Source organism: Aminobacter sp. NyZ550 (genome assembly GCF_025628925.2).
GTDB classification, from domain to species: Bacteria; Pseudomonadota; Alphaproteobacteria; order Rhizobiales; family Rhizobiaceae; genus Aminobacter; species Aminobacter ciceronei.
In genome coordinates, this window is the sequence record NZ_CP114191.1 from 113,167 (window position 1) to 128,592 (window position 15,426).

Annotated in this window: 12 protein-coding genes and 4 pseudogenes; 3 read left to right on the forward strand and 13 right to left on the reverse strand. The window is 64.4% G+C overall.

The window, feature by feature from the left end:
* The first annotated feature begins 16 nt into the window (after positions 1–16).
* Together N7E70_RS27895 and N7E70_RS27900 are read left to right on the forward strand one after the other, a co-directional pair.
* Positions 17–235, forward strand: a complete 219-nt coding sequence (locus tag N7E70_RS27895; protein ID WP_090597679.1) for a hypothetical protein — start codon at positions 17–19, stop codon at positions 233–235.
* 261 nt (positions 236–496) lie between these two features.
* Positions 497–919: pseudogene (locus N7E70_RS27900) on the forward strand (IS110 family transposase); the annotation flags it as partial.
* 595 nt (positions 920–1,514) lie between these two features.
* Here N7E70_RS27900 and N7E70_RS27905 read toward each other — a convergent pair.
* From N7E70_RS27905 to N7E70_RS27955, 11 genes and pseudogenes are all read right to left on the reverse strand, one after another.
* Positions 1,515–2,216: pseudogene (locus tag N7E70_RS27905) on the reverse strand (IS6 family transposase).
* A 94-nt stretch (positions 2,217–2,310) separates the two neighbouring features.
* Entirely contained in the window at positions 2,311–3,564 is a 1,254-nt protein-coding gene (locus N7E70_RS27910) for a glycerate kinase type-2 family protein (protein WP_148912761.1), read from the reverse strand.
* A gap of 3 nt (positions 3,565–3,567) precedes the next feature.
* Positions 3,568–5,004 (reverse strand): NAD(P)-dependent oxidoreductase, encoded by a 1,437-nt coding sequence (locus N7E70_RS27915; protein WP_148912762.1) that lies wholly within the window; start codon positions 5,002–5,004, stop codon positions 3,568–3,570.
* 42 nt (positions 5,005–5,046) lie between these two features.
* Positions 5,047–5,859, reverse strand: coding sequence for a class II aldolase/adducin family protein (locus tag N7E70_RS27920; RefSeq protein WP_148912763.1), 813 nt, complete (start codon positions 5,857–5,859; stop codon positions 5,047–5,049).
* 31 nt (positions 5,860–5,890) lie between these two features.
* On the reverse strand, positions 5,891–7,192 hold the full coding sequence (locus tag N7E70_RS27925; RefSeq protein ID WP_148912764.1) for a TRAP transporter large permease: 1,302 nt from the start codon (positions 7,190–7,192) through the stop codon (positions 5,891–5,893).
* A gap of 10 nt (positions 7,193–7,202) precedes the next feature.
* A complete protein-coding gene (locus tag N7E70_RS27930; RefSeq protein ID WP_148912765.1) occupies positions 7,203–7,757 on the reverse strand; it encodes a TRAP transporter small permease in 555 nt (184 codons plus the stop codon).
* Between the two features lie 25 nt (positions 7,758–7,782).
* A complete protein-coding gene (locus N7E70_RS27935; protein ID WP_148912766.1) occupies positions 7,783–8,772 on the reverse strand; it encodes a TRAP transporter substrate-binding protein in 990 nt (329 codons plus the stop codon).
* Positions 8,773–8,795: 23 nt separating this feature from the next.
* Positions 8,796–10,274, reverse strand: a complete 1,479-nt coding sequence (locus tag N7E70_RS27940) for an aldehyde dehydrogenase family protein (RefSeq protein WP_148912767.1) — start codon at positions 10,272–10,274, stop codon at positions 8,796–8,798.
* A gap of 22 nt (positions 10,275–10,296) precedes the next feature.
* Positions 10,297–11,451 carry an iron-containing alcohol dehydrogenase gene (locus N7E70_RS27945; protein WP_148912768.1) on the reverse strand — a complete coding sequence of 385 codons (1,155 nt, stop codon included), beginning with the start codon at positions 11,449–11,451 and terminating at the stop codon, positions 10,297–10,299.
* 11 nt (positions 11,452–11,462) lie between these two features.
* Positions 11,463–12,515, reverse strand: a complete 1,053-nt coding sequence (locus N7E70_RS27950; protein WP_148912771.1) for an Ldh family oxidoreductase — start codon at positions 12,513–12,515, stop codon at positions 11,463–11,465.
* Positions 12,516–12,520: 5 nt separating this feature from the next.
* Complete coding sequence (locus tag N7E70_RS27955) at positions 12,521–13,183, reverse strand: RraA family protein (RefSeq protein WP_148912769.1); 663 nt, start codon at positions 13,181–13,183, stop codon at positions 12,521–12,523.
* A 115-nt stretch (positions 13,184–13,298) separates the two neighbouring features.
* Between N7E70_RS27955 and N7E70_RS27960 the strand changes: the two genes are divergently transcribed.
* A complete protein-coding gene (locus tag N7E70_RS27960) occupies positions 13,299–14,231 on the forward strand; it encodes a LysR substrate-binding domain-containing protein (protein WP_148912770.1) in 933 nt (310 codons plus the stop codon).
* Between the two features lie 123 nt (positions 14,232–14,354).
* Here N7E70_RS27960 and N7E70_RS27965 read toward each other — a convergent pair.
* Positions 14,355–14,891, reverse strand: a pseudogene (locus N7E70_RS27965) (transposase); the annotation flags it as partial.
* A 170-nt stretch (positions 14,892–15,061) separates the two neighbouring features.
* Positions 15,062–15,397 (reverse strand): annotated as a pseudogene (locus N7E70_RS27970) (integrase core domain-containing protein); the annotation flags it as partial.
* Positions 15,398–15,426 lie beyond the last annotated feature (29 nt).

Genomic DNA, 15,426 nt, shown 5'->3' on the forward strand with positions numbered 1-15,426 from the left:
CGATGGAGAAAGGCCGATGACGAAAGCTGATGACGCGCCGCAGACCAATGACGAGCGGATCGCCTGGGTTCTGGCGCATCCTCGGATGAGCCCATGGCTGAAGGCGGCCCTCGAAGGCGCCAGGAAATGCCATCCGGTGGAAGTGCAAAACGATCTTGAGATTCTCAATCTGCTCCTGCGTGCGTATGTCGCCGAAGGCCTCGGCGCCAACGTGCGGAATTCGAACATGACGTGAAGTGTGTGGTGATAGGGTCAGTGGCGTCGCATCTGATGCTGGGGCCGGTCGGCTACGACCGTTTACGGCTTCCGTCCACCAGATTCTGATGGCCGCAATGGGCCTACGCTGACCAAGCAAACTTTGCCCAACAGGGCAGTGCGGGAAAGGCAGCTAACCGCCAAGCGCTTCCAACAGCGGACCGTCCGGACTTGATGCGGTGGACGGCTCTCCTCCCTCCCTGCGGTATGATCGCGGGATTGAAGATGGAGGAGCACCACGATGAGCAACATTGTGACGATCGGTTTGGATATTGCAAAGTCCGTTTTTCAGGTCCACGCGGTGGATTCGTCCGGCGAGGTTGTTGTTCGCCGAAAGCTGACGCGAGGGCGTGTCCTCGCCTTCTTCGAAAGTCTGCCACGATGCGTGATCGGGATCGAGGCCTGCAGTTCCTCGCACTATTGGGCTCGCGAGCTGATCGCACTCGGCCATGATGTGCGGCTGCTGCCGGCACAGTACGTAAAGCCCTATCTGAAGCGACAGAAGAATGATGCAGCCGACGCAGAAGCGATCTGCGAGGCCGTGACCCGACCGACCATGCGCTTCGTGCCGGTGAAGTCGCCTGAGCAGCAAAGCGTGATGATGCTGCACCGGGTCCGGTTGATGCTCAACCGCCAGCGCACTCAGATATCGAACGCGCTGCGGTCATTCGGGACCGCCTGCGGCAGCCATTTCGCCACGCGATGGTTCTGCATTATGCCGTCGAAGCCGATCAGGGCATGGTCCGCCAATTCGGTGATGCTGCCGGGTCGGCCGTGCTGCTGGACGTAACTGTCGATTTACGTTTCAATTGAGATCCGCGTATTGTGCAATTTCAATTGTTTGCGCGAGACTGGAGTGTAACGCTTTGCAGTTCAAATGGGACCTGAGCAGAAATTTGTTACACCCAAAATGGGATTGATCGACCAGTCGATCGACCATGGTCAGCGTTTGAATTCTGCCCTTCAAGCCGCCTTTGCACAAGCCGTGAACCTAACACTTCAATCGAGACTCTGGGCGCAAAAGTCTCAATTGAACTATCCAACTTTCTCTAAATCCGCGCCAGTCCCTGTTTGAAGTGTAAATCGACACATGGCGCCACCTCCCCGGCAACAATCACCGGCACCAGACGATCACTCTCGGCGTAGGCGCCCTCTTCGGGGTCTTCGTCGACGAAATCCTCCTCGTCGTCATCACCATAGTCGGCATCGTAAAGTTAACTTCAGCGAAGCAAAAGCGTGACGCCCGCCACGTGCACTGCTCATGCGCGAGCGATCTTCGCCCATAGGTTCATCGCCGCTTTGCGCAGTTCGCGATGATGGCTGGAGGGAATGTCGTGGCGCGGGATGTGGAAGAGGTTGGCAATCGGATCATGGATGGAAACGAAGAGTTGCAGATGTCGCTTTGACTTGAAGCGCTTCATGATCCGCTCTCGCCGTCGGATCGGCTGGTGGGAATTCTCCGCCCGATTGTTCAGGCCTTTATGGGAGCGGTGCTCGACACCGGGCATGATTTCCTGCTTTGCGGCGCCATAGGAGCGAAGCTTGTCGGTGATCATCACGCGCGGCGATCGTCCCTGGCCTTTCAAAAGCTTGCGCATCAGGCGCTTGGCCGCCTTGGCGTCGCGGCGGCTTTGCACCAGAACCTCCAGGACAAAACCGTCCTGATCCACGGCGCGCCATAGCCAATGCTTCTTGCCCCGGATCGAAATAACGACCTCATCGAGATGCCATTTATCGCCGAGTCGGCCGCGCGAACGTTGACGGATTTGGTTGGCGAAAGTTCGTCCGAATTTCTCTGCCCACAGCCGGATCGTTTAATGCGAGACAATGATGCCACGAGCGGCCAGCATGTCTTCGACCATCCGCAGGCTCAGGGGAAAACGGAAATAGAGCCACACCGCGTGGGCAATGATTTCAGCGGGAAAGCGGTGGCGACGGTAGAGCGGATCACGGTCTGTCATGCCTCTTCATCGCCTATCAAGCCCCAAGTTCCGTTAACTTTACGATGCCCCGTTGGGATCTCTATGTGCGATACGCGGTGAAGCTAACGGGCGATCACCGAATAAGGACTGCGCGGAAATCATTCACATTTGTGCCGGTTGGTCCAGTCTTATGGAGATCACCGATGATGGAGAATGCCGTATAGCTATCGTTGCGATCCAACATTTCTTTCGGATCGATTCCGGCGGCGCGCAGACGTCGCACTGTCGTTCCGTCGGCGAAAGCGCCGGCATTGTCCTCGGAGCCGTCGATGCCGTCCGTATCGGCCGCCAGAATTTCGATGGCGTGGCCGTCGATGGCAAGCGCCATGGCAAGCGCGAATTCACCGTTTCGGCCGCCCCGCCCGCCCCTTCCTCGCGATGTCACCGTCGTCTCGCCGCCGGAGAGCAGCACCGCCGGTCGTGAAAATGGGCGGCCCCGCGCCAGCACCTCACGGGCGATCGCGGCATGGACGAGCGCCACGTCGCGCGCCTCGCCTTCCATCGCATCCGATAGGATGACCGGCATGACGCCGTGGCCCCATGCCTCGGCCGCAGCAGCCTCCAGCGAAACGCGCGCCGAGGCGACGATGTGATGCTCGTGTCGGGCGAAGACCGGATCGTCGGGCATCGGTGCGTCGGCCGCCGGCCCGTTCAGGTGCGCCATGACGGCGGCCGGCAGATCGAGGCGGTATTGCGCGACGATCGCCAGCGCATCCGCACGCGTCGAAGCGTCGGGGATCGTCGGGCCGGATGCGATGGCGGCCGGATTGTCGCCGGGAATGTCGGAGACCAGCAGGCTGACGACGCGGGCGTGGGTCGCCGCAGCGAGCCGCCCGCCCTTGATGCGCGAGACGTGCTTGCGCACCACGTTCATCGCCGAGATCGGCGCGCCGGAGGCGAGCAGCGCCTCGTTGACGGCGATCTCGTCGGCGAGCGACAGCCCTTCGGGCGGCGCCGGCAGCAACGCCGATCCGCCACCGCAGACCAGCGCGATGACGAGATCGTTTTCCGTCAGCCCGGAAACCAGATCGAGGAGCCGCGCGCCGGCTGCAAGCCCGGCCTCGTCGGGAACCGGATGCGCCGCCTCCAGCACCTCGATACCACGCGTCTCGCAGCCATAGCCGTAGCGCGTCACGACGATGCCGGTAAGTGGGCCGGGCCAGAGCGTTTCCAGCGCCGCCGCCATCTGTGCCGCGCCCTTACCCGCCCCTATAACGACCGTGCGGCCGCTCGGTGGTGGCTCCGGCAGGTGGGCGCGGATGCCGGTCAGGGGATCGGCCGCCTGGACGGCCACGTCGAAAAGGGCGGCGAGGAAAGTCTTGTCCATCGCTCAGTCCCGCGGTTTGCCGGTGAAGGGGCCATGAAGGCCGAGTGCGCCCATCAAGGCGGCCTGCCGATTGACGTCCAGCATCACGCCGTCGCCCATCGCCGCGCAGAGGGCCTGCCGCTCTTCTGCATCCGCCGCGGCGGCGAGGCGCGTCCAGAAATCATGGAGTCGACCGGTCGTATAGGCGAGTTGCTTCACGACGTCCGCGTCCTCGGCAACGCCCGCCAATGCGCCGGCGGAAACGCCGCCGATACCGTGGATCGCGCGGCCAGGCACGGCGGTGTAGCCATCGGGTAGATCACCCTTGAGATTGCCCACGCGACGGAAGCGGATCGCCTCGAGGATCTGGTCTACGGCCTGCTTCGCGCCCGCCACCCGCGACGGATGGTCGGTGTCGGCAACCGCATGCGGCAGAAGCAGCAGGCGGCCGGCATGGCGTTCCACCAGCGGCAGATAGGGCGCGAGCGGGCCGGAGACCGCGCCGGTCGCGGCGTCGCTGAAGATGTCGGCGTCGATCGCGGCGAAACGGATGCGGCCGTCGCCCATCGCGGTGTCGAGGGCTCCGGCGTCCACCAGTTCGCCGCGATCGAAATTGACGAGCGTCGCGCCGGGGCTGACCGCATCGAAGATCGCCTCGCCGACAAGGCCGGCATTGGCGAAGCGTCCGGTCGGGGGATCGGCCGCGCCGAGGCCGAGATGGACGGAAACGATATCGGCGCCGGCGGACGCCTCGACGGGCGTTGCCGCGTAACCGAAACCTTCGGCTTCGATCCAGCGGCGATGCCGCTCGCGGGCATAGATCACAGGCCGCATGCCGAAGGCGTCGGCAAGGCGCGCGACCTCGCGGCCGATATTGCCGTAGCCGAGCACGGCGATACGTCTGCCTTCCAGCTTCCCGGTCGGGAAATCCTTGAGATCGCGGCCCGTATCGAAACGGCCGGACACGGTGCGTTCGTGCAGCAGGTCGAACGGCAGATCCGGCAGGAAGCGCAGGATCGCCTTCATCACCATCTGCGCGGTGGCGCGGCTGTTGATGCCGGGCGTGTTCATCAGCGGCGCCGCGCCGCCGGCACCCGATCCGCCGCCCCAGGAGCGGGACTGCATGTTGCCCGTGCCCGCCCCGATCCGAACGCCGCCCTCGGGGAAAACGGTGTCGGCCGGCACGACGGTCGCCGCGGCGATCACCGCGTCGTACAGGCCATCACCCGCTTCGGCGACGAAGTCTTCGGCGGTGTTCAGGTCCGGCCGGTAAACGAAGTGGATACCGCCACCGCCGATGTCGGCAGCGACGATGGCGTCGCCGTCGTGGAACGTGCAGCCGGCCTGCTCGACGTGTCGGCGCACCTCGGAGCAGTCCGGCCGGCCGTCGGGCCCCGGCCGCAGGCCCACCAGGTCGCAGATTAGGATCCGATAGGTCCGGCGGGTGTCAGTGTCATGCATGGTTTCGTCGTCCTCTCGGCCGGTCGCTGCAGTGCGTCCGGCTCAGTTCACCAGATCCGGATCGGTCCGGATGATCCAGTCGTAGATGGGCTGGAAGTGTAGCCACCCCATGAAAGGCGTCGCAAGGTGCTTGGCAGAATGGGCGGCTTTTTCCGGAGCGACCAGTTTCAGCGGCGAGCCAGTCGCCTCGGCCTTCAGCTGGATTTCGCAGGCGCGTTCCAGTGCGATGAACCACCAGGCGGCCTCGTCGATGCTGTGACGCCCGACGCTGAACAGCCCGTGGTTCTGATGGATGGCGACCTTAGCGTTGCCGAAGGCGTTGGCGACGCTGTTGCCGGCCCCCTTCTCCACCACCACGGCGCCGGCCTCCTCGGTGATCACCGCCTGATGACCGTAGAAGCCGCAGGCGGTCTGGGTGATCGGATCGAGCGGACGCCCGAGCGCCGCCCACGCCATGCCGTTGACGGTGTGGGCATGGCAGGAGGCCACAATGTCGGGGTGCGCTTCGTGGATCGCCGAATGCAGAACGAAGCCGGCGCGATTGACGGCCCAGGTGCCCTCCACAACCTTGCCGGCGTGATCGACGAGGATGAGGTCCGAGGCGCGCACCCGCGAGAAACTCATGCCGAAGGGGTTGGTCCAGAACAGGTCGAGGTGCTCGGGATCGCGCACCGTGACGTGGCCCGCGAAGCCGTACTCGAACTTGTAGCGGCCGAAGATCCGGCAGACGGCGGCCAGCCGCTCGCGGCGGTGCTGGCGCTCCTCCGCCAGCGTCTGGAAGACTGGTTCGCGGGGAAAGTGCAGGCCTTCCTGATCGGGTTCGTAGATCGATTTCTTCTGCTGTGCGGTCGGCATGGAAATCCTCCTTCGCTGGTCGGCGTGACGACTACTTGAGCATTTGCGGAAGCCAGAGGCTGAGGCCCGGCAGATAGGTGATGATCGCCAAACAAATGAGCAGCGACAGGTAGAACGGCAGCATGCTGCGGATGATGTGCTCGATCCTCAGCCCCGCTATCTGACAGGCGACGAAGAGATTGACGCCGACCGGCGGCGTGGTCATGCCGACCGCGAGATTGACGATCATGACGATCCCGAAATGGATCGGGTCGATGCCCATCTTCAGCGCCACCGGCGTCAGGATGGGGGCCAGCACGGTGATCGCGGCGCCCGTCTCCAGGAACATGCCGACGAGAAGCAGCAGCAGGTTGATCAACAGCAGGAAGACCAGCGGATTGTCGGAGATCGACACGAAGACCTGCGAGATCAGCTCCGGGATGCGGTTTGCCGTCAGCACCCAGCCGAAGACGCTGGCCGCCGAAATGATCAGCAAGATGACGACGGTGTTGAGCAGAGACGAGCGCAGAGCCGTCACCAGCTTCTCAACGGTGATGGTGCGGAACACGACGACGCCGATGATTAGCGCAAAGCAGACGGCGGCCGCCGCGGCTTCGGTCGGCGTGAAGACGCCGCCGTAGATGCCGCCGAGGATGAGTACGGGCAGCATGAGCGGCAGGATGGCCGCCTTGAAGCTTTCCCACACGCCGGGCTGCGGACCGAGCCCGTCGCCGGACGCGCCGGGTTTCGCCCTGCCGTAGCCCTTGCGCTTACTGACGAGGTAGACGGTCAGCATCAAGCCGCCGGCCACCAGCAGGCCGGGAAGGATACCAGCGAGGAAGAGATCGCCGATCGAGACCGGCACGCCGGCGGTCAGCGCGAAGATGATCATCGGGATCGAGGGCGGGATGATGACGCCGAGCTCGCCGGAGGACGCCTGTACGGAAGTGGCGAAGGGCCGCGAATAGCCACGCGCCGCCATGGCCGGGATGAGGATGCCGCCGATCGCCGCCGTCGTCGCGGCGCTCGATCCGGAAATCGCGGCGAAGAACATCGCCGACAGCACGGCGACGAGGCCGAGGCCGCCGGTGGCGCGGCCGACGAGCGACTGGGCGAAATTGACCAGGCGGGTGGAGATGCCGCTCACTTCCATCAGCGCGCCGGCGAGGATGAAGAAGGGAATCGCTGTCAGCGGGAAGGAATCGAGCGCAGCGAACATGCGCTGGATCATGGCCTGGAGCGGAATGCCGGAGCCGTACATGGCCATGGCCGAGACCATGCCGAGCGTGACGGCGATCGGCACCGCGCAGGTGAAGAAGACGAGCATGGAAGCGGTGAGCGCGACGGGAAACATGGCGATCCTCTCAGCTTGCGGCCTGGACGATCACGCTCGGCGGCGGATCGACGGCGACAGCGATGGTGTTCACGAGGGCGAGGAACGCGCCGACCGGAATGGCGAGGTAGACGTAGCGCATCGGCAGTTCGAGCGAGCCGGACATCAGGGTTCCGACCATGCCGCTGACGGTCCAGCCGTAGTAGACGAGGATTGCCCAGAAGAGAATGCTGACGGCGACGCTGAAGACGCATATGATCCGCGCCACGGAGGCGGGCACGGCGATGAAGATCGCTTCGACGGCGACCAACATGCCGCGGCGCACCACGACGCCTGCGCCGAGGAAAACGCACCAGATCAGCGCGAAACGGATGAACTCCTCCGACCAGGCAATAGGCGATTTCAACACGTAGCGCGCCACGACCTGGGCGATCCCGAGACAGGCGAGAAGGCCCATGACGCCCGCCAGGAAATTGAGGATCAGGGCGTTGAGCATGTCGAGCCATCGGATCATCGCCCATTTCGGGCGATGATTTTGCTGGCTCGTCGAAAGGCCGACAACGGCCTCGTTGGACGAGGGTTTCATCGAAGCATCTTCCGGTTACGCGGGCTTACTGCCCGTTCGGGGCCTCGACAGCGGCGACGCTGTCGTAGAGATCGGCGACGGGGGCGAACGCCTTGTGGACGAACTCCGTGCCGACACGCTCCTGGAAGGGCTTCTTGTCCGGCTCGATCAGCGTCATGCCGGCGTCCTGAAGCTGCTTGACGAAGGTCTGCTCGCCCTTCAGCACCTCTTCCGAGGCATAGGCCTTGGCCGCGCCGTTGGCGGCATCGACGATTGCCTTGCGCTGGTCTTCCGGCATAGCGACCAGGCGGCCGGCATCCATGACGACCACCACCGGCTCGTAGGCGTGCTCGGTGCGCACGAGATTCTTCACGACTTCCGAGAACTTCGAAGACAGGATCAGCGACAGCGGGTTTTCCTGCCCGTCGATGACGCCCTGCTGGAGGGCGTTGAACACCTCGCCGAAGTTCATTGGTGTCGCGGAGGCGCCGAGCTGGTTCCAGGACTGCACGGTGACCGGGCTGTCGGGAACGCGGATCTTAAGGCCGGAAAGATCTTCCGGCTTTTCCACCGGGACCTTCGTGGTCAGCCAGCGCGGGCCGCGCAGCCAGTAGGCGACGACCTCGTAACCGGATTCGTCACGGATGCGCTTGGTGATTTCGCCGCCCACCGGGCCGCCATAGACGGCGTTGTAATGGTTCACGTCGCGGATCATGAAGGGCAGCGTGAAGATACGGGCGGTCTCGGACGCCGTCGACAGCACGCCGGCGCCGCCGACCCAGATGTCGTTGGACGAGAACTTGATACCTTCGAGCAGTTCGCGGTCGCTGCCGAGCGTGCTGTTGCCGTGGATCTCGATCTTGACCTCGCCGTTCGTGGCGGCCGCGACGTCGTCGGCGAACTTCTTCGCCGCCGCCGCGTGGATTTCCGAATCCGGCCAGACATGGCCGAGGCGAAGGACGGTTTCTGCGGATGCACCGGTGGCAAAGAGAGCCACGGCGGCCAGCAGGGCTGCCGTTTTCAGTTTCATGTTCATGTTGGTCTCCTCCTGATTGAACACTAGCTTTGGAAATAGACGGCCTTGACGGTCGTGAAGAACTCCTGGTTGGAATGGCCGATGGAATAGGCGCCGAAGCCGGACGCCTTGACGCCGCCGAAGGGCATGTGCGCCTCGCTGGCCGTTCCGTGATTGACGTGGACCATGCCGGACTGGCTCTCGCGGGCGAACCGCAGCGAGAGGTTGACGTCGTTGGTGTAGACGGAGGCCGCCAGCCCGTATTCGACGCTGTTGGCCACCTCGATCGCCTCATCGAGCGAGCCGACTGGAATGACGGCGAGCACCGGGCCGAAGACCTCCTCCAGCGCGAGCCGCGAGGTCTTGTCGACGCCGGTGAACAGCGTGGGCGCGACGAAATGACCCTTGGCGAAGTCGCCGTCCTCCATGGACGAGCCGCCGAGCGCGAGCGTCGCGCCATCCTCCCGCGCATGGGCGATATGCCCCATGACGGAGGCCTTGTGCTGGGCGGTGATCAGCGGGCCCATCGTCGCGCCGGCCTGCCAGGCAGGGCCGACCCTGATCGCCGCCATTTCTGCTTCCAGCGCCTCGGTGATCTCGCGAGCGTTCTTCTCCAGCACGACGATGCGGCTCAGCGCCGTGCAGCGCTGGCCCGAACAGGCGAAGGCGGCGCCGGCGATCTGCCTGGCGATGGTCGCAGCATTGTCGTAGTCGAGGACGACGGCGGGGTTCTTCCCGCCGAGCTCCAGCTGGGTGCGCACCAGTCGGCGGCCGGCCTCTGCGTTGATCGCGACGCCCGTGCCGGTCGAGCCGGTGAAGGATACGCCGCGCACCAGCGGGTGGCGGATCAGCGCCTCGCCGACCGCGCGGCCGGAACCCAGCACGAGGCTGACGACGCCTGCCGGGACGCCGGCGTCACGGAACACGCCCATCAGCTTGACGGCGGACCACGGGGTGAGGTTCGACGATTTCAGGACGACGCTGCAGCCGAAGGCAAGCGCCGGGCCGATCTTGCGCACCGGGGTGACGACCGGGAAGTTCCACGGGCCGATGGCGGCGACGACGCCGATCGGCTCTCGCAGCGTCATGGCGAGGCCGTTGCGCTTTTCGCTGGGCAGCACGTCACCGTCGATACGGCTCGCCTCGCCGGCGGAAAAGCGCAGCTCCTTGGCGGCGCGGCCGACTTCGCCGCGCGCCTCCGCCAGCACCTTGCCCTGCTCAGCGGCGAGGATGAAGGCGAGTTCATCGATCCGCTGCTCCAGAAGGTCGGCGGCGCGGAACAGGATCGCCCCGCGATCCGGCCCCGGCACCTGCCGCCATGAGAGCCATGCCTTGTGGGCCGCGACGACCGCCTCATCCACTTCCGCCGCGCCGCTGTCGGCGAAACGGCCGAGGGACTGGTCGCGATCTGCGGGGTTGAAGATCTGGGACGTCTTGTCGCCGGCAAGCTTCCATTCGCCGCCAATGAAGTTTCCGTAGGTTCCGCCAACGGCTCCGGCGAGCCAGCTCAACATGTCGGACATCGTCATTCTCCTCCCCGGTCGCTCAGACCAGCTCGGCCCTAAGCAGGGCCTTCATGTCGTCGTGGGAAGGCTGGCGCGGATTGACCGGCACGTTGCCGGACAGCATCGCCTCATCGACGATCTCGTCGAAGCGGCCTTCCGTGACGCCGAAATTGCTGAGCTTTGCAGTGATGCCGACATCGAGCTTCAGCTTCTCGATGGCCGAGACGGAGAGCGCGGCAGCCTCCTCGACCGGAAGACCGGCGGTCTTCTCGCCGAAGATCTCGGCGATGCGGGCGAACTTGCGGGGGTTGGCGAGATGGTTGAAGCGCATCACCTCCGGCAGCATGATCGCGTTGACCAGGCCGTGGGGAATGCCGAACTTCGCGCCGAGCGGCATGGCGAAGGCGTGTACCAATCCTAGCCGCGTGCTGTTGAAGGCCATGGCCGCGATGGTGCTGGCGAGCAGCATGTCGCCACGCGCCTCGACGTCGGAGCCGTCGGCGACCGCCTTGCGCAGGCTCCTTGCGATTAGCGTCATCGCCTGGTCGGACATCGCTTCCGAGATCGGCTGCGTCGCGGTGTTGACGTAAGACTCCAGCGCGTGGGTCAACGCGTCCATGCCGGTGGCGGCGGTGATCTGCGGCGGCAACGAAAGCGTCAGTTCCGGATCGAGAAGCGCGATCGCCGGGCAGTTCAGCACGCTGCCGACGCTGATCTTGGCCTTCGCGACCTTATCGGACAGCACGGACCAGATGGTGAGTTCGCTGCCCGTACCGGCCGTGGTGGGTACGGCGATCACCGGCGCGCCTGCCCTCGGCACCTTGCCGATGCCGACATAATCCTTGATGTTGCCGTCGTTGACCAGCATCAGGCCGATCGCCTTTGCGGTGTCCAGCGCGCTGCCGCCGCCGATGCCGACCACGAGGTCGCAGCCGTTCGCCTTGCCGTGGACGGTGCCCTCGTCAACGGAGCGGGTCGCAGGATCGCTTTCGACGTCGGCGTAAACCGCGTTGAAGATCGAGGCGCCGGTGAGTATTGCCTGGACGCGATCGATAAGGCCGACGCGCTGCACGCCGGGGTCGCCGACGACCAGCACGCGCGAGCCCCCGAGGGCCTTGACGAACTCCGGTAGCCGGGCGATCGCGCCATTGCCGAATTCGATCTGCGTCGGGATGTGGTAGGAGAATGCACGCATGGTTCGTTCTTTCAGGACAATTGAAGTTCGTTGAGCGAGAGGCCGTAGGCCGCGCCGAGGGCGTTGAGTTCGTCCTCGACCTTGGCCGGAAGCGTGATGCCGTCGCGGAGGCGGCTGGCCTCTAGCCGGCTTTCAATCTCGCCCGCGTAGAAGATTTCGTCGACACCGCCCGCCCGGGGCTCCAGCTTCAGAAGGCGGATGTAATCATCGAGGCGGTCCTTGAAGGTTTCGAGCGGCATCCAGCGCGCAATGTCGAGCACTATGAACATGTGACCGACGTTCTGGGGCTCTTCCCAGTTGTCGTACATGTTGTTCACCGAGGGGCCGAAACCCGCGCCGGTCAGTACGCCACACAGGATGTCGATCGCCATCGCGAGACCTGAACCCTTCGGCCCGCCGAGGGGCAGCACAGCGCCGTCGAGTGCGGCATGTGCGTCGGTAGTGGGATTGCCTTCCTTATCGACCGCCCAGCCGAGCGGGATCGCCTCGCCATTGCTGGCGGCGACGATGATCTTGCCGCGGGCGACGAGGCTCGTGGCCATGTCTAGGATGAAGGGAACGTCGGTGCCGGTCGGAAAACCGAAGGCGATCGGGTTCGTTCCCATGAAGGGGCGCACCCCCCCTGTGGGCGGCATCGTCTGGGACGCGTTGGACATGACGATCATACCGAGCCCTTGCGAGACCGCCTGTTGCAGGTAATGCGCACCAGTGCCGAAGTGATTGGAGTGACGGACGCCGAGAATGTAGGCACCCTGGGTCTTGGCGCGGGCCATGGCGATGTCCAGGGCGCGGGCGCCGACATAGGCGCCGAAATTGTTGCGGCCGTCGAGCAAGCCGGCCGGCCCGTCGTCGCGCTCCAATTGGGGTTCGGCTTTCGGATCGATCATGCCCTCGGCCATGCGCTTCAGGTAAACGCCGAGGCGCACCACGCCGTGGGAACTGACGCCACGTACATCGGCCGCGACAAGGCTTTCGGAGACCGCGCGAGCCACGGCGTCTGGTGCCCCGGCCGCCACCAGTAGCTTCGTGGAATAATCGACGAGTTTCGAGGCACTGTGGGTCATGGCGCTCATAGTCCCTTGGTGCGCAGCGTCTGGTCGACCCAGGTGCGGTCGACCGTGCCGTCGGCGATGCTGGCGAGGATGCCGGCCTCGCGGCCCTGCTGGCTGAGCGCGAGCGCCAGGATCTCCTCCGCGTGGCTCTGCGGTACGGCAAGTACGCCGTCCTCGTCGCCGAGCATGATGTCGCCGGAGGAGACCACCATGCCGCCGACCGTGACCGGAACGCCGACCTCGCCGGGGCCGTCCTTGTAGGGGCCGCGATGGGTGACACCTCGGGCATAGACCGGCAGGCCGCCCTTTGAGATCGCGCCGCTATCCCGTACCGCGCCGTCGATGACGAAGCCGGCGACACCGCGGGTGATAGCGTAGTTGAGCATGATCTCGCCAATGATGGCATTGGTGAGATCGCCGCTGGCATCGACCACGATCACGTCGCCCGGCATGGCGATGTCGAGCGCCTTATGGACCATGAGATTGTCGCCTGGGCGTGTGCGCACGGTCAGCGCCGACCCGCACATCATGGCATCACCGTGAAAGGGCCGCAGGCCTGTGCCGCCTGCGAAGACGCGGTGCATATTGTCGCTGACGATGGCGGTGGGGATCGTGCGAAATTTTTCGACGAGTTCCTTCGACGGACGACCGAAGTCCTCCGCTACGCGAAATCCTAGCAATGTAACCTCCCGAAACGCAGTCGCGTTTTTTGTTCGTGTCGGGGATCCTACGCAGCCCTTCTATTGACGTCCAATACATTGCGAGCCTTCTATTGATGCCCTGGAGGTATGACCGATGCTCGAAATCCGTCAGTTGCGCTATGTGCAGGCCGTGGGCGAGGAACTGCATTTCGGCCGGGCGGCGGCACGGCTGCACATCGCCCAGCCGGCGCTGTCGCGGCAAATCCAACGGATCGAGCAGCAGACGGGTGCCGCACTCTTCGTGCGCACCCAGCGGAAGGTGGAGCTGACGGCCGCCGGCGCGTTGATGTTGGAGCGCAGCCGCTCCATCCTGCGCGAACTCGAGCAGCTGGAGCAGGACGTGCGCCGCGCCGGCAAGGGCGAACTCGGACGGCTCACCATCGGCTTCATCCATTCCTCGACCTACGGGCTCCTGCCGCGAACGCTGCAGCGCTTCCGCGATCTCTACCCGGACGTGGAGCTGGAACTCAGGGAGATGAGCATCGCCGACCAGGCCACGGCGCTCGCCCGCGACCACATCGACGTCGGACTGACGCGGCCGGCCCGCTATGCGCCGGGCATCGAGACGCTGTCGATCATGGAGGAGGATTTCGTAGTCGCGGTGCCGGCCTATCACCCGCTGGCCTCGTCGGCGTCCACGCCGCTGGCGCGGCTTTCGAACGAGCCGTTCATTCTCTTTCCCCGCGCCAGCAGCCCGCTGTTCAACGCCTCGATCCTTAGGATGTGCGAGACGGCCGGCTTCACCCCGCAGGCGATCCAGACGGCGACGCAAGTGCACACCGTCGTGGGCCTTGTCAGCGCCGGCATGGGGGTCGCGATCGTGCCGGTGACCGCCAAGAACATGCAGGTCTCCGGCGTCGCTTTCCTGCGCATCCAGGAGAACCCGCCGCCGGTCAGCGTCGTGTTGGCCTGGCGGACGAGCCGCGAAACGCCGTCGCTCCGCGCCTTCCGCGCCATCGCGTTCAAAGTCGGCGAGGAGTTCATGGCCACGCAGGCGCGAACTCGGCGCGGAGGTGATGTCTGTTGATTTCCGCTAAAAGCTGACCCGGCACAGCCTGCTATTTCCAATTGTTTGGTGTCCGTCGTCAGGGTTTTTGGGACAACAGGCGGCGTGAGCTAACGGAGGCTCTGGTCCATCAGGTTTGTCACATTAGGCCGCTGCATCTCGATGAAGCAAGCGGCGCTGTTTGATGGTTTCGCGTTTGATCCTTTCCCTTTCCAGCGTGATGATATCGCCGCGCCCGAAGTAGACGTCGGCAGGGGTGAGATTGTCGAGGCTCTCGTGGTAGCGGCGGTGGTTGTAGTGATCGACGAACGCCGCGACCTGCTGCTCGAGATCACCCGGCAGGAAGTAGTTTTCGAGCAGGATGCGGTTCTTCAACGTCTGGTGCCATCGCTCGATCTTGCCTTGGGTCTGAGGATGGCAGGGCGCCCCGCGCGTATGTTCCATGCCCTTGTCGGATAGCCATGCGGCCAGGTCGGAAGAGACGTAAGAGGGGCCGTTGTCGGACAACAGCCGCGGCCGCTGCACCACCCTGGCGCTGTCGCAGGCAGAAGCCTGCAGCGCGATGGTCAGCGTGTCGGTGACGTCCTCGGCCTTCATCGTGGTGCACAGCTTCCAGGCGATGATGTAGCGAGAGAAGTCGTCGAGCACGGTCGACAGGTAGAACCACCCCCAGCTGTCGATTTACGTTTCAATTGAGATCCGCGTATTGTGCAATTTCAATTGTTTGCGCGAGACTGGAGTGTAACGCTTTGCAGTTCAAATGGGACCTGAGCAGAAATTTGTTACACCCAAAATGGGATTGATCGACCAGTCGATCTGGCCTGCCCCTACTGGGTGGTCCGGTTTTAGTCTTAATGCATGATCGGCTTTCCGGCTATCGCTTGGGCCGATGACGGAGCCGATCCGCGTGGTGTCGCAGGCATAACGATTGCCTGCGGTGCGGGCGGTTTGTATCCAAGCGATGAGTGCGGCCGCTCCGTGTTGTAGTAGCGCCGCCACGCCTCGATGATGACCTTCGCCTCGGCGAGGCTGTAGAAGATCTCGCCATTGAGCAGTTCGTCGCGCAGCTTCGAGTTGAAGCTCTCGCAGTAGCCATTTTCCCAAGGGCTGCCCGGTTCGATGAACGCGGTTTTCGCTCCCACTGCCGCGATCCACTCCCGCACGGCCTTGGCGATGAACTCCGGTCCGTAGCACCTGCGGAAGGAAGATTGGGCTG